19 protein-coding genes are annotated in these 18,764 nt (G+C 56.7%); 13 read left to right on the top strand and 6 right to left on the bottom strand.

What is annotated here, in order from left to right; translation table 11 throughout:
* Window positions 1-17: 17 nt before the first annotated feature.
* The 3 genes from hslR to IM273_RS18925 all read right to left on the bottom strand — a co-directional run bounded on the left by hslR (window position 18) and on the right by IM273_RS18925 (window position 3,302).
* Window positions 18-419 carry a ribosome-associated heat shock protein Hsp15 gene (gene hslR / locus IM273_RS18935; RefSeq protein WP_028014669.1) on the bottom strand — a complete coding sequence of 134 codons (402 nt, stop codon included), beginning with the start codon at window positions 417-419 and terminating at the stop codon, window positions 18-20.
* Window positions 416-1,099 (bottom strand): GMP/IMP nucleotidase, encoded by a 684-nt coding sequence (gene yrfG / locus IM273_RS18930; RefSeq protein ID WP_028014668.1) that lies wholly within the window; start codon window positions 1,097-1,099, stop codon window positions 416-418. The genes hslR and yrfG overlap by 4 nt, the downstream gene beginning before the upstream one ends.
* A gap of 67 nt (window positions 1,100-1,166) precedes the next feature.
* A complete protein-coding gene (locus tag IM273_RS18925; RefSeq protein WP_028014667.1) occupies window positions 1,167-3,302 on the bottom strand; it encodes an intracellular growth attenuator family protein in 2,136 nt (711 codons plus the stop codon).
* Between the two features lie 322 nt (window positions 3,303-3,624).
* On the opposite strand from IM273_RS18925, the gene nudE reads away from it, so the two are divergent.
* On the top strand, window positions 3,625-4,185 hold the full coding sequence (nudE, locus tag IM273_RS18920; protein ID WP_028014666.1) for an ADP compounds hydrolase NudE: 561 nt from the start codon (window positions 3,625-3,627) through the stop codon (window positions 4,183-4,185).
* A gap of 79 nt (window positions 4,186-4,264) precedes the next feature.
* Here nudE and mrcA read toward each other — a convergent pair whose 3' ends face one another.
* Window positions 4,265-6,817, bottom strand: coding sequence for a peptidoglycan glycosyltransferase/peptidoglycan DD-transpeptidase MrcA (gene mrcA / locus IM273_RS18915; RefSeq protein WP_028014665.1), 2,553 nt, complete (start codon window positions 6,815-6,817; stop codon window positions 4,265-4,267).
* A 120-nt stretch (window positions 6,818-6,937) separates the two neighbouring features.
* On the opposite strand from mrcA, the gene IM273_RS18910 reads away from it, so the two are divergent.
* The 12 genes from IM273_RS18910 to trpS all read left to right on the top strand — a co-directional run bounded on the left by IM273_RS18910 (window position 6,938) and on the right by trpS (window position 16,906).
* Window positions 6,938-7,714, top strand: coding sequence for a DNA utilization protein HofM (locus tag IM273_RS18910; RefSeq protein ID WP_193050642.1), 777 nt, complete (start codon window positions 6,938-6,940; stop codon window positions 7,712-7,714).
* Window positions 7,711-8,205: a PilN domain-containing protein gene (locus IM273_RS18905; protein ID WP_193050640.1), complete on the top strand. Its 495-nt coding sequence runs from the start codon at window positions 7,711-7,713 to the stop codon at window positions 8,203-8,205. Before IM273_RS18910 ends, IM273_RS18905 begins: the two co-directional genes overlap by 4 nt.
* Window positions 8,206-8,208: 3 nt before the next feature.
* A complete protein-coding gene (locus tag IM273_RS18900; protein ID WP_193050638.1) occupies window positions 8,209-8,664 on the top strand; it encodes a HofO in 456 nt (151 codons plus the stop codon).
* Window positions 8,654-9,058 carry a HofP DNA utilization family protein gene (locus tag IM273_RS18895; protein ID WP_045259352.1) on the top strand — a complete coding sequence of 135 codons (405 nt, stop codon included), beginning with the start codon at window positions 8,654-8,656 and terminating at the stop codon, window positions 9,056-9,058. Before IM273_RS18900 ends, IM273_RS18895 begins: the two co-directional genes overlap by 11 nt.
* Window positions 8,970-10,208 carry a DNA uptake porin HofQ gene (gene hofQ / locus IM273_RS18890; protein ID WP_193050636.1) on the top strand — a complete coding sequence of 413 codons (1,239 nt, stop codon included), beginning with the start codon at window positions 8,970-8,972 and terminating at the stop codon, window positions 10,206-10,208. The genes IM273_RS18895 and hofQ overlap by 89 nt, the downstream gene beginning before the upstream one ends.
* Before the next feature lie 286 nt (window positions 10,209-10,494).
* Window positions 10,495-11,016 (top strand): shikimate kinase AroK, encoded by a 522-nt coding sequence (gene aroK, locus IM273_RS18885; RefSeq protein ID WP_003861630.1) that lies wholly within the window; start codon window positions 10,495-10,497, stop codon window positions 11,014-11,016.
* Between the two features lie 57 nt (window positions 11,017-11,073).
* Complete coding sequence (gene aroB / locus IM273_RS18880) at window positions 11,074-12,162, top strand: 3-dehydroquinate synthase (RefSeq protein WP_193050634.1); 1,089 nt, start codon at window positions 11,074-11,076, stop codon at window positions 12,160-12,162.
* 92 nt (window positions 12,163-12,254) lie between these two features.
* Window positions 12,255-13,556: a cell division protein DamX gene (damX, locus tag IM273_RS18875; protein WP_028014660.1), complete on the top strand. Its 1,302-nt coding sequence runs from the start codon at window positions 12,255-12,257 to the stop codon at window positions 13,554-13,556.
* 67 nt (window positions 13,557-13,623) lie between these two features.
* On the top strand, window positions 13,624-14,436 hold the full coding sequence (gene dam / locus IM273_RS18870; protein ID WP_028014659.1) for an adenine-specific DNA-methyltransferase: 813 nt from the start codon (window positions 13,624-13,626) through the stop codon (window positions 14,434-14,436).
* 41 nt (window positions 14,437-14,477) lie between these two features.
* Window positions 14,478-15,155, top strand: a complete 678-nt coding sequence (gene rpe / locus IM273_RS18865) for a ribulose-phosphate 3-epimerase (protein WP_023333698.1) — start codon at window positions 14,478-14,480, stop codon at window positions 15,153-15,155.
* On the top strand, window positions 15,148-15,909 hold the full coding sequence (gene gph / locus IM273_RS18860; RefSeq protein ID WP_193050632.1) for a phosphoglycolate phosphatase: 762 nt from the start codon (window positions 15,148-15,150) through the stop codon (window positions 15,907-15,909). Before rpe ends, gph begins: the two co-directional genes overlap by 8 nt.
* On the top strand, window positions 15,902-16,906 hold the full coding sequence (trpS, locus tag IM273_RS18855) for a tryptophan--tRNA ligase (RefSeq protein WP_023298773.1): 1,005 nt from the start codon (window positions 15,902-15,904) through the stop codon (window positions 16,904-16,906). The genes gph and trpS overlap by 8 nt, the downstream gene beginning before the upstream one ends.
* A 72-nt stretch (window positions 16,907-16,978) precedes the next feature.
* Here trpS and IM273_RS18850 read toward each other — a convergent pair whose 3' ends face one another.
* Window positions 16,979-17,149 (bottom strand): YhfL family protein, encoded by a 171-nt coding sequence (locus tag IM273_RS18850; protein WP_008503029.1) that lies wholly within the window; start codon window positions 17,147-17,149, stop codon window positions 16,979-16,981.
* A gap of 144 nt (window positions 17,150-17,293) precedes the next feature.
* Entirely contained in the window at window positions 17,294-18,667 is a 1,374-nt protein-coding gene (cysG, locus tag IM273_RS18845; protein WP_193050630.1) for a siroheme synthase CysG, read from the bottom strand.
* Window positions 18,668-18,764 lie beyond the last annotated feature (97 nt).

Genomic DNA, 18,764 nt, shown 5'->3' with positions numbered 1-18,764 from the left:
TCTCGTGCGGGTGAGGGTTACTCGCTCTCACCGTGTTTAAATTTCATCAGATCGCGGCGCTCTTTTTTATCCGGTCGCCGGTCCGGGTGGGGCATGGTCAGCGCATTCATTTTGCGCGCCAGCGCGGTCTTCTCGCGCTTTTCAACGCTTTCAGCCGTCTCTTCGTAAAGCAGTACGGCTTCCGATGCGGGCCGCCGCTGTTCGGTAATGGCTTTAATCACTACCGTACGTTCGTCGTTGCCCTGGCGCAGCGTTAAGGTGGCGTTCAGCTCAACCAGCTTGCTCGGCTTGCTGCGCTGGCCGTTGTAATGCACTTTACCGCCGTCAACCATTTCACGGGCAAGGGCGCGCGTTTTATAAAAACGGGCTGCCCACAGCCATTTATCCAGTCTTACCCCATCTGAGGGCTTTTCTTTCATGGCGTCTCCTTCACGGTCAGTGAGGGGATCATCTGGCGGTAGTCGTTCAGTCCCGGATGGCGCAGATAGCTTTTTTCAGCCAGGCCAGAGTCAGGATTAGTGACACCCAGACAGTAGCGAATGCCAAACGTTGCCGCAGAATCCAGAATAGGCTCGCTGTCGTCAATGAACAGCGTGCGCTCCGGCTGCAGGCCGGTCTCTTCCTTCACCGCATGCCACAACCGCTGATCCTCTTTCGGATAACCAAATGTGTGGGTGGAAAGTAATAAATCAAGGTGCGACGCCAGTCCCGTATGCTCCAGCTTCACGGCCAGGTTATGTGGATGCGCGTTAGTCAGCAAAATACGGCGCTTGCCGCTTGCTTTCAGCGCGTCCAGGAAGGGAACCGTATCTTCGCGCAGCACGGCGCGTGGTCCCTGGGCAGTGGTCATGGCACAAATATCCAAACCGAGGCGCTCGCTCCAGTAGTCCAGACAGTACCAGTTTAGCGTATGTTGCACCGCGCTATATTGCGAACGAATGAACGCCTGCGCTTCTGCCGGGGAGATACCCTGCTGCTCACCATAGGTTTCCGGCACCAGCTTTTGCCAGAAATAGTTATCAAAGGCGAGATCGAGCAGCGTGCCGTCCATATCCAGCAGAACGGTGTCGACCTGCTGCCAGTCGATATCAAGATGCATAGGGGGGAACTCCAGCCAGAAGAAACGTGCGCGACAGGGTAGCACATCTTGTCGCGCAACGACGTTATCAGATCAGGCTCTCAGAGGAGGGGATCAGCTTAGGATTGAGGCAATTCTCATAATATTGCTGGATCTCCGCCAGACGCGTGCGGGAGCGCTGGTAGCGGCGCAGGGCCATAAAACCGTTCCAGAAAATAGCGATAAGCATGGCGATCATCAGCAGAGAGGTGCCAATGTAACGCCACAATCCTGCGCTGTCCGGCATCCGGTGCAGGCCGATATGGCGCGTGCCGTTGGCGTCGGTGTAGATGCTTGTGACAATCCCTTCGGCACTGAACGGCGTTTGCATCAGCATCTGCGCCAGACGCTGGAACTGGCTCCACTGCTCCTGGGCCGGGTAGTCATAAAGCGCTACCTGCGGGTAAGGCTGATCGACCAGGTCGCTGCCTTCATCGCTGGCAATCACAAAGCCGCCCGGTGCCGGACTGTTGAGCGCCTGAGCCGCACGGGTGGTTTCGCGCATCATAAACGGCGATGTCGAGGTGGCGACCAGGTTATCAAGCGATTCCGCGCTGACCGGACGCAGCAGCACGTTGACGCCATCCAGTCGTCCCGCCTCGGCGCGTTTCACCAGCGAGTCCCAGTCTTTACTGTTCCCGAGGTTAACCAGCGCGTTTTTGAGGCGTATGCACTCATCCTGCGATGAGCACAAGTCCTGGGTTTTCAGGACAATGTCGCCAAAATCATCCAGCAGAATCATGCCTGATTTCTGAATGGCGGAACGCAGCGCGGGGCTGACGCGTGAATCATCGTCCGGTTTCGGGTGCAGCTGGCGGTTGACCGTCTGGGTCAGCGCCGTGGCTTTATTCACCACTTCGGATTCCGGCAGCGGCAGCGGCGGGGCGTCGTTCCAGATAATTTGCGAACAGTCGAACGGCGTGAACGGTGAATTCTGGCGCGTGTTCCACGCCCCCGGAGTATGGATATTACACATTCCGGTGCCTTTCAGGCGCAGCGTATCGCCCACCCGTACACCCGCTTCATCGAGCTGGTTGACGCTGGTCGCCTCGATGGTCTGCGCGCCTTTGATCCACGACAGGGTAAATTTGATGGGCATATCCAGCGGCACGAAAAGCAGCAGCATGATAAACACCAGCCCGGCGCCGGCGGCGATGACCGTGCTGCGGAGCCAGTGCTGAAGCGGGAAATTTTTTACTTCATCATGCAGGGATAAGAAGCGCCCCTGTCGCACAACGTGGCGGTCAAGATAGATATCAATATCGGTTTTCTGCCCTAAATCCTGCGCAATCCACGGTTGCCAGTGGCGCGGGTAGATCAGGTCAATAATCCCGAGTGAGATATTGTTGAGATGCTCCTGATCGTTCTCACCGAACAGGCCCCAGCGCTTTGGCGTGCCGCGCAGGCAGTGGATCTCCCGCAGCGAGGTTTTGGCCGGCGGGGCAAAGAGCCCCCACAGCCCGGCCGCAAGAAGCAACACCGCGCCACCCGCCAGCCATGGGACAAAGACGTCCGGCGTCAGCAGGCAGACAAAAAAGAGCAGGAAAGCGGCAACGATCAGGATGGCTTCACGAATACCGTCCGGACGGCTCAGGGCGTACTCTTCATGCGTCTCCTGACGAATATTCAGCAGCTCAATCTGCTCGGTCTCTTCACCACGAATAGAGGCCTGCGTTGAACTCGCGCGTTCCAGCGCAAAGCGCGGGGCTTCGTGAAGATAGTCATTCAGGGTATGGCCGTTGAGCGAGATCACCAGCGGCAGCGAATCGGTGTGAATCAGCTCAACGCTGTTTTCGTCGTTGATGTACTGCTCCCAGGACGGAGGCAGATGCACCTCAACCGAATCCAGGTAGTAGCGCCACTTGTTGGGGTCGTCAGTCGTAATGCCGTAGCGCGTGATGGAGCGCGTCACGCAGAGCACGGTGTCACTTTGCGCGTTAAGCTTAAGCGCGACAGGCGCAGTCGTGGCTCCCGTCGGCCCAGGCGTTAACTGAGAACGGTTCAGCGTTTCGAGATAGTTTTCAACTGCATCGCGCTCGTCTTGCGTGAGTTTACGCGTTGTCGCACCCGCGAAGGCGTTTAAAAAGGGCAGCCGGTAACGGCGCTGTATGCGTCGCCTGTACAGCCACCCTGCAATCAATGCGCTGACCAGCATAGCAGCGAGAACAATCAAAATGGTGCTCATGCTTTCCCCATCTTACTTATCTTACAGGTGTAGTCAGTAGCACCTTTACATTGAATGAGAGTCTGTGGCTGGCTATCGGCAAGTATGGAGTCGAACTTGAGCATTCTAAAGCGCATCCCAGTGACCGGTGATGATAGCAAAGCCTGTCATGGCGCGATATCAGCAAATTCCTGGAAACATTTCAACCTCTTGACATTTGTTTTGAATTGAGGATTGATCCCTGCTACGTTGCATAAATGTAAATAAAGAACAATTGACATTGCCGAAACCGTGCGGCATATCGCACAATAACGTCAGTTCACACTGCTAAGACCCCATCAAGATGAGCAAACCACTACAAAAACCCACTATTCTGCACGTTGAAACTGTCGCCAAATCGCGCCTGTTTAACGTCGAGAGTGTGGATCTGGAGTTCAGCAACGGTGTGCGTCGTGTTTATGAGCGTATGCGCCCCTCTTCGCGCGAAGCGGTGATGATTGTCCCTATCGTCGACGATCATCTGATTTTGATCCGCGAATACGCCGTGGGGACGGAATCTTACGAGCTTGGGTTCTCGAAAGGGCTCATCGATCCGGGTGAAACGGTCTTTGAAGCAGCAAACCGCGAGCTGAAAGAAGAGGTGGGTTTTGGCGCGAACGAACTGTCATTCCTGAAAAAGCTGAGCATGGCGCCGTCCTATTTTTCCAGCAAAATGAACATTGTAGTGGCTGAAGATCTCTATCCTGAATCGCTGGAGGGAGATGAACCAGAGCCGCTGCCGCAGGTTCGCTGGCCGCTGGCGCATCTGATGGATCTGCTTGAAGACCCTGACTTTAACGAGGCTCGCAACGTGAGCGCGCTGTTCCTGGTTCGCGAGTGGCTGAAGGGGCAAGGGCGGCTGTAGGCCATAAAAAAGCCGGGTGGCGGCTTCGCCTTACCCGGCCTGCAATTCTTTGCCCGGTTTTTACCGGGCATTTTTATGCTTAAAACAGCTCGTGCGTCTCGCCGTTATCAATAATCTCTGTACCCACCTCATGCACCGCCTGTGTGGTTGGCTGCGTACCTTCGATAAAATACTCGGCACGGCTATTACCGCCGTTAGCGAGCTGGCCGGTGCTGCGGTCAATATTGACCGTCACCACGCCCGGTGGCGGCGTCAGCGGCTGCTCCGGCACGCCTTCAAGAACGGATTTCATGTAGGCATCCCAGGCCGGCTGCGCGCTTTTGGCACCGCCTTCGTAGCCGGAAATCTGATCTTTAATCGCGCCGGATGCCGTGGTACGGCCTAAATCACGGCGATGATCGTCGAAACCGATCCAGACTGACGTCACCACGCCCGGCCCATAGCCGGAGAACCACGCATCCTTCGAGCTGTTAGTTGTCCCGGTTTTACCGCCGATATCATGGCGCTGCAGATCGCGCCCTGCTCGCCAGCCGGTACCCTGCCAGCCGGGTTCACCGAAGATGTTGGTGTTCAGCGCGCTCTTGATCAGGAACGCCAGCGGCGTGTTGATCACGTGCGGTGCGTACTCCTGCGCGCCGGTTTGCGCCACCAGCGACTGGTTAGCCTGCTCCAGCTGCGGCTGCGGCAAGACGATATTTGGCTGCTCCTGAGAAACGGCAGGGTCTTCCATGTCCTTGTTTTCGAGCACCTCGGATTTCGGCGTATTGCCGTAAATGACCGGAATATCACACTCAGGGCAGGCAATTTTCGGCTTCGCTTCAAAAAGCACGCCGCCCTGGTCGTTCTCGATTTTGCTGATGAAGTACGGGTCAACCAGGAAGCCGCCGTTGGCCATCACCGAGTATCCGCGGGCGACCTGAAGCGGCGTAAAGGAGGCAGAGCCAAGCGCCAGCGACTCGGTGCGAACGATGTTCTGCGCCGGGAAGCCGAAGCGCTGCAGGTACTCTGCCGCATAGTCGACGCCCATCGCGCGCATGGCACGCACCATCACCACGTTTTTCGACTGCCCCAGACCCTGGCGAAGACGAATAGGACCGGCATACTCCGCAGGAGAGTTCTTCGGCTGCCAGTCGGAACCGGCACCGGCATCCCAGCGGGAGATCGGCACGTCGTTTAGGATGCTGGCAAGGGTCAGTCCCTTATCCATCGCTGCCGTGTAGAGGAACGGCTTGATGTTGGAACCCACCTGACGCAGCGCCTGCGTGGCGCGGTTAAATTTGCTCTGGTTGAAATCGAACCCGCCGACCAGCGCCATTACCGCCCCGTTCTGTGGGTTGATGGAGACCAGAGCCGAGTTCACATCCGGTACCTGCGCCAGCCACCAGGCATCGCCTGACTTGCGCACCCAAATCTGCTGCCCGGCCTGTACCACGTCGGTCACCTTGCGCGGCGTTGGCCCCTGCAGGGTGTCCGAACGGTATGGACGCGCCCAGCGAATACCGTCCATGCGCAGGGAGACGGACGTGCCGTCCGCCAGCGTCGCAACGGCTTCCTGAGGATCGGCCTGCGTCACTACGGCTGGAAGGAGCGGACCATAGGTTGGCAGCGCTTTCAGCGTGCTGGTGATTTTTTTGCTGTCCCATGCGCTTTCGCCCACTTTCCAGAGCACGTTCGACGGTCCGCGATAGCCGTGACGCATATCGTAGTCCATCACGTTATTGCGCACCGCGTCCTGAGCCGCCTGCTGCACTTTACGGGTAACGGTGGTGTATACGCGATAGCCATCTTCATAGGCCTTGTCGCCATAACGACTCACCATCTCCTGGCGCACCATTTCGGTCAAATAAGGGGCAGAGAAGGCGATCTCAGGGGCGTGATAATTGGCGTCAATGACGTCGTTACGCGCCTGGTCGTACTCGCTCTGGCTGATATAGCCTTCGCTCAGCATACGTGACAGGACGACATTACGACGTGAGGTAGCACGATCGAGCGAGTAAAGCGGGTTAAACGTGGACGGCGCTTTTGGCAGACCGGCAATGGTTGCCATTTCGCTTAGGGTGAGCTGTTCAACAGGCTTACCGAAGTACACCTGCGCGGCTGCCCCCACGCCATAGGCACGGTAGCCCAGATAGATTTTATTGAGGTACAGCTCAAGGATCTCGTCCTTGTTCAGCAGTTGCTCAATACGGATCGCCAGGAACACCTCTTTGATCTTACGCGTCAGCGTCTTTTCAGGGCTGAGGAAGAAGTTACGCGCCAGCTGTTGCGTAATGGTGCTCGCCCCCTGGGAGGCGTGACCGGAGAACAACGCAATGCTTGCGGCACGGAAAATCCCGACCGGATCGACACCGTGGTGCTCGTAGAAACGGCTGTCCTCCGTGGCGATAAAAGCTTTCACCATCACGGGGGGAATTTGGTTTAAGGTCAGCGGGATACGACGCTTCTCGCCATACTGCGCCATCAGCTCGCCATCGGCGCTATAGACCTGCATTGGGATCTGGAGACGCACATCGCGGAGCGTGGCGACATCAGGTAGCTGTGGCTCAATATATTTGTACAAACCGTAAATCGAGCCTGCTCCCAGCAGAATGCAACAGACTGCAAGGATGAATAAATACTTTACGAACTTCACCGGAGATTTCCCATTTGGTTTCACTTGGGCAGTTTCTAAACAATCGCGCGGTAGTATAAAGGCAAGCCTGATTCATTGATATAGCCGTCAAGGCGACGGGCGATAAGGAGATCGTGAAGCATGGCTTTCAAAACATGGCAAACGGGCGTTCATATTCAACAGGATAAGGTCCTGATTACGGCACTGGTCCGGGAGAGAGGCGGCTGGTGCTTACGCCGCTGGTGGGCCATTTCTCTGGCCGAAGGCATCATTCGTGACGGCAAAATTTGTCAGCCAGAAGCGCTGGCCGATGCCTTACGCGACTGGCGAAAAGCGCTCCCGCACTACCACCGGGTATTTCTCTCCTTTCCTGCTGCACGGACTCTGCAAAAAACGTTGCCCCGACCGTCTCTTGCATTGCGCGACAGCGAGCAGCTCTCGTGGATGGGGGCGGCGCTTTCGCGCGAACTGGAGATGTCGACAGAGTCCCTCTGTTTCGACTACACCCAGGACACCTTCAGCAATACGTTTCACGTGACTGCTGCACAAAACAAAGAGGTTGAAACGCTTCTTGATCTGGCGAAAACGCTACGTTTGCGGCTGGCGACCATCACCCCGGATGCCAGCGCGCTGGCGAACCTGCTGCCTGCGTTAGCGCCGACGCAGTGCGTCGCCTGGCGGGATGCGCATCACTGGCTGTGGGCTATGCGCCATCAGTGGGGGCGTCGTTATACCACTGAAGCAGAAAACGTCACTGAGCTGGCGGCGCTGCTGGCCCTCAACCAGAATGACATCGCGCTCTTTGATGCCGAACGAACCCCATGGGAAACGCTGCAGCGCTGGCATGCGCCTCTTCCCGAACGCGGGGCTGACTATACCGTCGCGCTGGCGCTGGCCATGAGCGAGGTGCCTGAATGAACGTGACCAACCTCCTGCCCTGGCGTCAGCAGCGGCGCGCGCGATGCCTGCGTTTCTGGGGCGGCGTATTTGTCGGCGCATTGCTGCTCATGCTAGTGACCGTTTTTAGCATAAGGATGAACCATCTGGTAACGCTGCGCGCGCTGCAGGCTCAACTGGCGGGTACGCAGTCCGTGCAGCATGGTCTTGTGTCTCGCCAGCGACCCACCGCAGAGGTGCAGAACCCTGCGGGCACGCCGCAACGCCGCGCATGGCAACCGGTGCTGGAGTCACTTTCTGAGGCCATGCCTGCGCAGGTATGGCTGACAGAGCTGCGTTATCAGCCTCCTGCTCTGATGTTGATCGGATATGCCACTACCCTGCAGGCGCTTTCTGCCTTGCGTAATGGGCTGGAGCACATAGACGGCTTTACGCCCGGTTCTGAGGGGGAACTCCGGCAGGATAGCCAGGGGCGCTGGATGTTCACTCTGCACCTGAAAAGCGAGGGGTAATGCGTGGAGACCTTGCTAGAACGCTGGTGTGAAAGTCGTCCCTGGTGTCGGCTGGTCTGTGGGGGGCTGGGTATTCTCCTGATGGGCCTGACTGCATGGGGTGTATTGCTCCGGCCAGCAGAGAGACAGTGTGCGGATCTGTGGCAGCAGTTGAGCCAGGCGGCGAGGACTAACGCGTCGCTGTGGCCCACCGCCAGTCAGGTGCCGTTTAGCCCGCAAACCCGGACGGCACTGGAGATAAAGTCCTTTTCACCGCTCGATTTTCAGGGGGAGGGCACAAGGCTCCTTCACTGGAAGCCGTTGCGAAACGGCGGTGAACTGGCGCTGGAGGCGGAGTGGCAGGCGATCCCGCCTCTTTTTTCCCGGCTGGCGCAGCGGGATGTGCGGGTCGCTGCTTTTACGCTTGCGCCACAAAGTACGGCGTTACGCCTGAGGCTGGAGCTGGAACATGCGAAATAGCGCGAGATACCTGCTGGTTTGCTCGGCGCTGCTGTTGACCGGCATGCGCGATCCGTTTCGCCCGCCGGACGACCCCTGCGCCACAGCCGAGCTGGCACAGTGGCACTACCGCGGAATGGTGGGAGGGCAGCAGCGCGTTGGTATTTTGCTGGATGGGCAACGGCGCTGGCATCGTTTGAAAGAGCACGATCGTTTCCCGGCGGGCTGGCGGATAACGGCCATCAATGAAACGGAACTGGTTGTTGATGTGGGTGACACATGCGATCCCGAAGAATGGGCGTGGCAACGAGAAGGAAAGGATAAAAATGAAGTTAAGGATAGTGCTGTTGCTGCTGGCGTTCAGCCGCCCGCTGTGGGCAGTCGCGCCAAAGCCGGTCACGCTGGTGGTGGATGACGTGCCGGTGGTTCAGGTGCTACAGGCGCTGGTTGCGCAGGAGAACCGTAATCTGGTGGTATCGCCGGATGTCGGCGGCACGCTCTCGCTTAACCTGACGCGCGTTCCCTGGCGGCAGGCGTTACAGACGGTAGTCACCAGCGCCGGACTCGTTTTACGAGAGGAGGGCGGTATTTATTATGTCCATACCGCGGCCTGGCAGCGTGAACAGCGGGAACGTTTAGAGCAGGAGCGAGCGCGTCGACAGCTTGATGCTCCGCTGGTCTCGCACAGCATCCCATTTTCTTATGCGGATGCCGGAGAACTGCAAAAAGCGGCTGAAAAGCTCCTGAGCCCAAAGGGGAGTTTATCTGTCGACAAACGCACCAACCGTCTGCTCATCTGGGATAACCAGGTGGTACTGGAGGCGCTGCAGCAGTGGGCGGCTCAGATGGATATTCCCGTCGAGCAGGTCGAACTGGCGGCGCACATTGTCACCATTAATGAAAAAAGCCTGCGAGAGTTGGGGGTGAAGTGGAATCTTGCCGAGGCCACTGAGGCGGGCAAGGTTGGACAGCTCACGACGCTTGGCAGCGATCTTTCCGTGGCCAGTGCTACCACGCATTTGGGGTTTAACATCGGGCGGATTAACGGCAGGCTGCTGGATCTGGAGCTCTCTGCGCTGGAGCAAAAACAGCAGGTCGATATCATTGCCAGCCCGCGGCTGCTGGCCTCGCACATGCAACCGGCCAGCATTAAGCAGGGGAGTGAGATCCCGTATCAGGTTTCAAGCGGTGAAAGCGGGGCGACCTCGGTGGAGTTCAAAGAGGCGGTACTAGGAATGGAGGTCACGCCGGTAGTATTGCCCGGTGGGCGCGTGCGCCTGAAACTACACATCAGTGAAAACATGCCGGGACAGGTGCTGCAGCAGGCCGATGGCGAAACGCTTGCCATCGATAAGCAGGAGATAGAAACCCAGGTGGAGGTAAAAAGTGGAGAAACGCTGGCGCTGGGGGGAATTTTCTCGCAAAAGAACAAAACCGGCAGTGACAGCGTGCCCGGGCTTGGGAGCATCCCCTGGCTGGGACAGCTTTTTCGCCACGATGGAAAAGATAATGAGCGGCGTGAGTTAGTGGTGTTTATTACGCCACGTCTGGTCGGTATTCACTAACGGGTAACGATCCCCGCAATGATTTTGCATTCAGTTTGTTGCAGATGTTTGACGTGGGGCATGAATTAGCATACAAGGAGTACCGATTTGAGTTGGACTTACGTCTTATTACCTTATGCGTCCGGCGCGGTGATTTAATCAGTTGCCAAACAAGCCGGAGTATTGAGATAATTTTTAGTCTGACTCTCGCTCTATTGCATATGAGGTTTCAGTTCATGTCCTGCTACGCCGGGTGTCTGCGAAGCGGGGATTACCATTAACGAATAGTCTTAGTAGTACCGATAAAATGGCAGAGAAACGCAATATCTTTCTGGTTGGGCCTATGGGTGCCGGCAAAAGCACTATTGGGCGTCAGTTAGCTCAACAACTCAATATGGAATTTTACGATTCTGATCAAGAGATTGAGAAACGAACCGGAGCTGATGTGGGCTGGGTTTTCGATGTAGAAGGCGAAGAAGGTTTCCGTGACCGAGAAGAAAAAGTGATCAACGAACTCACGGAAAAACAGGGCATCGTACTGGCAACAGGCGGTGGCTCTGTGAAATCTCGCGAAACCCGCAACCGTCTCTCCGCCCGTGGCGTAGTGGTCTATCTTGAGACGACCATTGAGAAACAGCTGGCACGTACGCAGCGCGATAAAAAGCGCCCGCTGCTGCAGGTTGAAACGCCACCACGCGAAGTTCTGGAAGCGTTGGCCGACGAACGCAATCCCCTGTATGAAGAGATTGCCGATGTGACCATTCGTACTGACGATCAGAGCGCTAAAGTGGTTGCAAACCAGATTATTCATATGCTGGAAAGCAACTGATTCTGGCTTTATATACACTCGCCTGCGGGTAAAAGCATTAAAGGTGGATGTCGCGTCATGGAGAGGATTACAGTTACTCTCGGGGAACGTAGTTACCCTATCACCATCGCGGCTGGTTTGTTTAACGACCCAGCTTCCTTTTTACCACTAAAAGCGGGTGATCAGGCGATGCTGGTCACCAATGAGACGCTGGCTCCGCTTTATCTCGACCGTGTGCGCCACCTGCTTGAGCAGGCAGGCGTAAAAGTCGACAGTGTGATTCTGCCCGATGGCGAGCAGTATAAAAGCCTGACGGTACTCGATACCGTCTTTACCGCATTGCTGCAAAAACCGCACGGTCGCGATACAACACTGCTTGCCCTGGGCGGCGGTGTTGTGGGCGATCTGACCGGCTTTGCGGCCGCAAGCTATCAGCGTGGCGTCCGTTTTATTCAAATCCCGACCACGTTGCTGTCTCAGGTCGACTCCTCTGTCGGTGGCAAAACGGCAGTCAACCATCCTCTTGGCAAAAACATGATTGGCGCGTTCTACCAGCCTGCGTCGGTGGTGGTGGATCTCGACTGTCTGAAAACCCTGCCGAAACGCGAGCTGGCCTCTGGCCTGGCTGAAGTGATCAAATACGGCATTATTCTGGATGGCGAGTTCTTTAACTGGCTTGAAGAGAATATGGATGCGCTGCTGCGCCTGGATGAGGTGAAACTGGCATACTGCATTCGTCGTTGTTGTGAGCTGAAAGCAGAAGTTGTCGCGGCAGACGAGCGTGAAGCCGGCTTACGTGCTTTACTGAATCTTGGGCATACGTTTGGCCACGCCATTGAAGCTGAAATGGGTTACGGCAACTGGCTGCACGGTGAAGCCGTCGCGGCTGGCATGGTCATGGCAGCCCGCACCTCTGAACGTCTTGGGCAGTTTAAACCGGAAGAGACGGCACGTATCATTGCGCTACTTGAACGTGCAGGTTTGCCGGTCACCGGGCCGCAGGAGATGTCGGCGCAGGCGTATTTACCCCACATGATGCGCGATAAAAAAGTATTGGCAGGTGAGATGCGTCTTGTACTCCCGCTTGCAATAGGGAAGAGTGAAGTGCGCGGCGGAGTGTCGCACGATGTCGTTCTTGGCGCCATTGCTGATTGCCAGCAGGCGTAACAACTAGAAAGGTCAGGCCACTGTTATCGGTGGTCGTTTAGCTTCAGGCGAAATGCAAAGACGTAGGCATAAGCCTTTGAGTGGGGTGTTAAATGGATGAATTCAAACCAGAAGACGAGCTGAAACCCGATCCCAGCGATCGTCGTACTGGTCGTTCTCGTCAATCTTCAGAACGTGATAACGAGCCGCAGATCAACTTTGACGATGTTGATCTGGATGCAGACGATCGTCGCCCTTCGCGCAGCCGCAACGCGCGTGATGAGCGAGAAGAAGAGGATTATGAGTCCGAAGAAGATTCAATGGACGAACAGCCTGTAGAGCGTCGCCCGCGTAAACGTAAAAAAGCCGCTGCGCAGAAACCGGCCTCCCGTCAGTACATCATGATGGGACTTGGCGTTCTGGTGCTTGTGCTGCTGATTGTTGGCATTGGCTCCGCGCTGAAAGCACCGTCCACCAACTCAACCGATCAAACCGCCTCCGCAGAGAAGAGCATCAACCTCTCCGGTAATGATGCGACGGATCAGGCGAATGGTGCACAGCCAGCGCCGGGCACCACTTCCGCTGAGCAGACTGCCAGCAACACAACGACGCCGCAGGATGTTTCTCTGCCGCCCGTTTCATCAACGCCTGCTCAGGGCCAGGCACCTGTCACGCCCGAAGGCCAGCAGCGTGTTGAAGTTCAGGGAGACCTGAACAATGCGCTGATGCAGCCGCAAAACCAGCAGCAGGTTGATAACGTTGTGGTTAACTCTACGCTGCCAACTGAACCTGCAACCGTCGCGCCGATCCACGGTGCTACCGCGCAGCCGCAGACGGCAGCAACGGAAACTAAACCGCGCCAGACGCAAACTGCGACGCGTCCTGAACGTAAGCAGGCGGTCATTGAGCCGAAGCGTGAAACCAAGCCTCAGGCCGTGGTAAAAGCGCCTGAAGTGAAAGCCGCACCGGCACAGCCGAAACGCACTGAAACGGCTGCCGTGAGCGAGCCGGCCAAAGCGCCAGTCACGCAGACTGCGCCGAAAGCGACGGCAACCACAACAGCACCTGCTGCCACCGCTGCGCCTGCCGCAACGGCGACGGCTTCCAGTGCTGCAGCAGGTAAAACAGCTGGCAACGTCGGTTCGCTGAAATCTGCACCGTCCAGCAACTACACGCTGCAGTTGAGCAGTTCGTCTAACTATGACAACCTCAACGGCTGGGCGAAGAAATCGAATCTGAAAAACTATGTGGTTTATCAGACGACCCGTAACGGACAGCCGTGGTACGTGCTGGTGAGCGGTGTGTATGCTTCCAAAGATGAAGCGAAGCGCGCCGTGGCGACACTGCCAGCAGACGTTCAGGCGAAAAACCCGTGGGCGAAGCCGATTCATCAGGTGCAGGCCGATCTGAAGTAATGTTTAAAGCGCAGGATGCTGTCGGAGCTTTCTCCACAGCCGGAGAAGGTGTAATCAGTTAGTCAGCATGAAAAAAAATCGCGCTTTTCTGAAATGGGCAGGGGGGAAATACCCCCTGCTCGATGATATTAAAAAGCACCTGCCAAAAGGCGAGTGTCTTATCGAGCCCTTCGTGGGTGCGGGATCGGTGTTCCTGAACACCGATTTTTCTCGTTATATCCTGGCGGATATCAACAGCGACCTTATCAGCCTTTATAACATCGTTAAGCTGCGTACCGATGAGTATGTGGAAGAGGCGCGCAAGCTGTTTACGCCAGAGAACAACAGCCCTGACGTTTACTATCAGTTCCGCACGGAATTTAATCAGAGCCAGGATCCGTTCCGCCGCGCGCTGCTGTTCCTTTACCTCAACCGTCATGGTTACAACGGCCTGTGCCGGTATAATTTGCGCGGCGAATTTAACGTGCCGTTTGGTCGTTATAAGCGCCCGTACTTCCCGCAGGACGAGCTGTATCATTTTGCGAAGAAAGCGCAGAATGCAGAGTTCCACTGCCTCTCCTATGAAGAGTGCATGGAACTGGCAGGCGTAAACTCGGTGGTTTACTGCGATCCGCCTTATGCGCCGCTGTCTGCGACGGCGAACTTCACCGCCTACCACACCAATAGCTTCAGCCCGGCCGAACAGGCCCGCCTGGCGGAGATGGCGGAAAAACTGGTCAGCAAAAGAATTCCGGTGTTAATTTCAAATCACGATACCCCTGATACGCGCGAATGGTACAAAGCCGCGAAGCATTTTCAGGTTAAGGTGCGGCGTAGCATTAGCAGCAACGGCGGCACACGTAAAAAGGTGGACGAACTCCTGGCTCTTTATCGCCCCTGAGCCGTTTTGCCCGCCGGTAAACATATTTCAAGGAGATGCGGATGAAACAGTTTTTGATTGCCCCCTCAATTCTGTCGGCCGATTTTGCCCGCCTGGGTGAAGACACGGCGGAAGCTCTCGCAGCTGGCGCAGATGTCGTCCATTTCGACGTTATGGATAACCACTACGTTCCCAATCTGACCATCGGTCCGATGGTGCTCAAGGCCCTGCGTAACTACGGCATTACCGCACCGATCGACGTTCACCTGATGGTGAAGCCTGTCGACCGCATCGTGCCTGACTTTGCCGCAGCGGGCGCCAGCATTATCACTTTCCATCCGGAAGCCTCCGAGCACGTTGACCGCACGCTGCAGCTGATCAAAGAGAACGGCTGTAAGGCGGGGCTGGTGTTTAACCCGGCAACACCGTTGAGCTATCTCGATTACGTGATGGACAAGCTGGACGTGATTTTGCTGATGTCCGTCAACCCGGGCTTTGGCGGCCAGTCGTTCATCCCTCACACGCTGGATAAGCTGCGCGAAGTGCGCCGTCGCATTGACGAGTCTGGCTATGATATTCGTCTGGAAGTGGACGGCGGTGTGAAAGTGAATAATATTGGCGAAATTGCGGCAGCGGGCGCGGATATGTTCGTTGCAGGTTCGGCAATTTTCGACCAACCGGATTACAAAAAAGTCATTGATGAAATGCGCCGCGAGCTGGCGAAGGTAAGTCATGGATAAATTGCAGGCAATTCGGGGTGTGGCATTCGACCTCGACGGCACGCTGGTGGACAGCGCGCCGGGCTTAACGAGCGCCGTCGATCGGGCGCTGTATGCACTGGAACTGCCCGTTGCGGGCGAAGATCGTGTGATTACGTGGATTGGCAACGGTGCCGATGTCCTGATGGAGCGCGCGTTGACGTGGGCTCGTCAGGAACGCGCGTCGCAGCGTTCCGCGCAGGGGAAACCAAGCGTCGATCACGCCGATATCCCGCAGGATGAGCAGCTGCGTATTCTGCGCAAGCTGTTCGATCGCTTCTACGAAGAGGCCGTCGAGGAGGGGAGCTTCCTGTTCCCGGACGTCCAGGAAACCCTGAGCGCGCTGCACGCAAAAGGCATCCCGCTGGGACTGGTGACCAACAAGCCGACGCCGTTTGTTGCGCCGCTGCTGGAAGCGCTCAATATCGCGAAATATTTCTCCGTGATTGTAGGCGGGGATGACGTGCAGAACAAAAAGCCGCATCCGGAGCCGCTGTTGCTGGTGGCAGGAAAATTATCCTTAACGCCTGCGGAGCTGCTCTTTGTCGGGGATTCGCGTAATGATATTCTGGCTGCCCGAGCGGCGGGGTGTCCTTCCGTCGGTTTAACCTATGGCTACAACTACGGTGAGGCCATTACGCTGAGTGAGCCGGATGTTGTGTTCGACCACTTCAAAGATTTGTTGCCCGCACTCGGGCTTTCGCACAGTGAACATCAGGAATTGAATAATGACTAAGCCCATCGTTTTTAGTGGCGCACAGCCTTCAGGTGAACTGACCATTGGTAACTACATGGGTGCGTTGCGTCAGTGGGTCAGCATGCAGGATGACTACCATTGCATTTACTGCATTGTAGATTTGCATGCTATCACCGCGCGTCAGGATCCTGAGAAGCTGCGCAAAGCCACCCTGGACACCTTGGCCCTCTATCTGGCCTGCGGTATCGATCCTGAAAAGAGCACCATTTTCGTTCAGTCTCACGTGCCGGAGCATGCGCAGCTGGGCTGGGCGCTGAATTGCTATACCTATTTCGGCGAGCTGAGCCGCATGACCCAGTTCAAGGATAAGTCTGCCCGCTACTCTGAAAACATCAATGCTGGCCTGTTCGACTATCCGGTGCTGATGGCGGCCGACATCCTGCTGTACCAGACCAACCAGGTGCCGGTGGGTGAAGACCAGAAGCAGCACCTGGAGCTGAGCCGTGATATCGCCCAGCGCTTTAACGCGCTTTACGGCGACGTATTCAAAGTGCCAGAGCCGTTTATTCCGAAATCCGGCGCGCGCGTGATGTCGCTTCTGGAGCCAACCAAGAAGATGTCCAAGTCTGACGATAACCGCAACAACGTTATCGGCCTGCTGGAAGATCCGAAATCGGTGGTGAAAAAGCTCAAGCGCGCGGTCACCGACTCCGACGAGCCGCCTGTGGTGCGCTACGACGTGCAGAACAAAGCGGGCGTGTCCAACCTGCTGGACATTCTCTCCGGCGTAACCGGACAGAGCATCCCTGAGCTGGAAAAACACTTCGAAGGCAAGATGTACGGCCACCTGAAAGGCGAAGTGGCTGATGCCGTTTCCGGTATGCTGACCGAGTTGCAGGAGCGTTATCATCGTTACCGTAACGACGAAGCTTTCCTGCAAAAAGTGATGAAAGAGGGCGCAGAAAAAGCCAGCGCGCGCGCGTCCGAAACTCTGAAAGCGGTGTACGAGGCGATTGGGTTTGTGGCGAAACCTTAAGCCGCCCCCCGACAAATACGGACTCAATAAAAAAACCGGGAAATCCCCGGTTTTTTTACGCCTGAAAAACGCTTACTGCTGTGCCGCCGGGCCGCAACCGCCGATGATCTTCGAAATGGAGATCGCCGGGTGCAGCAGGTAATCGTAGCTGCAGTTATTTTTAGTATTTTGAACGTGACCGGTGCAGGCGGTCAGAGTCGATAACAGGCCAACCAGAACGGCGGCTTTTGCCAGCTTGAACATACGCATTCCTTGTCTAAAAATCTTAAATTGGATGTAACACGAGGGAATAAATGGAAAAGTTCCACTATGCGAGCGGTATGTTATCGACTGAGGTATGAAGGGAGTAGTCCGCTTAAGGACTACTCGAAGGAGGGAGAATATGCGTTAGTGATTCGAGAACCAGTTCAGCTTATCGCGCAGTTCAACCACGCGACCCACCACAATCAGCGCCGGGCTTTCGACCTGCTGCGCCAGCTCACCGAGCTGCGTCAGCGCGCCATTCACCACGCGCTGCTTGATTGACGTCCCGTTTTCCACCAGCGCAACGGGCATATCAGCCTCCATGCCGTGCTCCAGCAGTTTCGCCTGGATAGTGGCGGCCTGGTTCAGCCCCATGTAGAACACCAGCGTCTGCTTTTCAGCGGCCAGGTTATGCCAGTCCAGCTCGCTGCCGGTTTTCAGGTGGCCCGTGACCAGACGCACGCTCTGGGCGTAGTCGCGATGGGTCAACGGAATGCCTGAGTAGGCTGAACAGCCGGACGCCGCCGTTATGCCCGGCACCACGGAGAACGGAATGCCTGCATTGCACAGGGTTTCCAGCTCCTCGCCGCCGCGGCCAAAGATAAACGGATCGCCGCCCTTAAGGCGCACCACGCGTTTTCCCTTTTGCGCTTCTCGCAGCAGGATCTGGTTAATCTCCTCCTGCGGCACGCAGTGGTAGCCTGCCCGTTTACCGACGAAGACGCGGTCGGCGTCGCGGCGCACCAGGTTCATGATGTCATCGGAGACCAGGCGGTCATACACCACGATATCCGCCTGCTGGATCTGCTGGAGCCCTTTCAGGGTCAGTAAACCCGCATCTCCCGGACCAGCCCCGACCAGCACCACTTCACCTCGGTGATCCAGCGGCTCGCTCAGCAGCTGCTCGGTCGTCTCTTCAACCGCTTTCGCGTCCTGATTCGCCAGCGACTGCGCGAGCCTGTCGTTAACGAAAAATTTCTCCCAGAAGCGACGACGCTCACCCACGGTTGAGAAGGTTTGCTTCACGCGGCAGCGAAGCTGCCCGGCGTAGTGGGCTATCTGGCCGAGATGCTGCGGCAAAATAGCTTCCAGTTTTTCCCGCAGCAGGCGGGCAAGTACGGGCGAGCGGCCGCCGGAAGACACCGCGATCATCAGCGGTGAACGGTCGATAATCGACGGCATGATAAAGCTGGCCTCTTTCGGCGCATCCACCACGTTGCAGAAGATCCGGCGCGCTTCGCAGGCGTCGCTGACGCGCTGGTTCACTTCATCGTCATCCGTCGCGGCAATCGTCAGCCAGCAGGTATCCAGCAGGGACTCATCAAACTCCCCCTGCACCAGCGTGAGCATCCCTTCCTGCGCCCAGACGTCAAACTGCGGAGCGAAGGTGAGGGCATTGACGGTCAGTCGGGCTCCAGCATCCAGCAACAGGCGCGCTTTGCGTTCAGCCACATCGCCGCCGCCCACAAGCAGGCAGTCGCGATGGCGTAATTGACAGAAAATCGGCAGGTGGTCCACGACGTTACCTCACAGCATTCAAGGAGGGGGTAAGAATTGACGTCAGGATAACAGCAGGAATCGTACAGAACATACGGTTTTTCCTGCCGTTACCCAT

This window comes from Enterobacter cloacae complex sp. P13B, assembly GCF_014895915.1.
GTDB classification, from domain to species: Bacteria; Pseudomonadota; Gammaproteobacteria; order Enterobacterales; family Enterobacteriaceae; genus Enterobacter; species Enterobacter bugandensis.
Note: the sequence above shows the minus strand (reverse complement) of the source record. Positions and strands in the feature narration are given on the sequence as shown.

Coding starts and splice junctions, on each gene's coding strand:
- yrfG (WP_028014668.1), bottom strand. CDS start 1,099: ATGCATCTTGATATCGACTGGCAGCAGGTCGACACCGTTCTGCTGGAT.
- IM273_RS18895 (WP_045259352.1), top strand. CDS start 8,654: ATGCGAAATAGCGCGAGATACCTGCTGGTTTGCTCGGCGCTGCTGTTG.
- damX (WP_028014660.1), top strand. CDS start 12,255: ATGGATGAATTCAAACCAGAAGACGAGCTGAAACCCGATCCCAGCGAT.
- IM273_RS18925 (WP_028014667.1), bottom strand. CDS start 3,302: ATGAGCACCATTTTGATTGTTCTCGCTGCTATGCTGGTCAGCGCATTG.
- nudE (WP_028014666.1), top strand. CDS start 3,625: ATGAGCAAACCACTACAAAAACCCACTATTCTGCACGTTGAAACTGTC.
- aroK (WP_003861630.1), top strand. CDS start 10,495: ATGGCAGAGAAACGCAATATCTTTCTGGTTGGGCCTATGGGTGCCGGC.
- IM273_RS18850 (WP_008503029.1), bottom strand. CDS start 17,149: ATGTTCAAGCTGGCAAAAGCCGCCGTTCTGGTTGGCCTGTTATCGACT.
- hslR (WP_028014669.1), bottom strand. CDS start 419: ATGAAAGAAAAGCCCTCAGATGGGGTAAGACTGGATAAATGGCTGTGG.
- aroB (WP_193050634.1), top strand. CDS start 11,074: ATGGAGAGGATTACAGTTACTCTCGGGGAACGTAGTTACCCTATCACC.
- gph (WP_193050632.1), top strand. CDS start 15,148: ATGGATAAATTGCAGGCAATTCGGGGTGTGGCATTCGACCTCGACGGC.
- IM273_RS18910 (WP_193050642.1), top strand. CDS start 6,938: ATGGCTTTCAAAACATGGCAAACGGGCGTTCATATTCAACAGGATAAG.
- dam (WP_028014659.1), top strand. CDS start 13,624: ATGAAAAAAAATCGCGCTTTTCTGAAATGGGCAGGGGGGAAATACCCC.
- rpe (WP_023333698.1), top strand. CDS start 14,478: ATGAAACAGTTTTTGATTGCCCCCTCAATTCTGTCGGCCGATTTTGCC.
- IM273_RS18905 (WP_193050640.1), top strand. CDS start 7,711: ATGAACGTGACCAACCTCCTGCCCTGGCGTCAGCAGCGGCGCGCGCGA.
- hofQ (WP_193050636.1), top strand. CDS start 8,970: ATGAAGTTAAGGATAGTGCTGTTGCTGCTGGCGTTCAGCCGCCCGCTG.
- trpS (WP_023298773.1), top strand. CDS start 15,902: ATGACTAAGCCCATCGTTTTTAGTGGCGCACAGCCTTCAGGTGAACTG.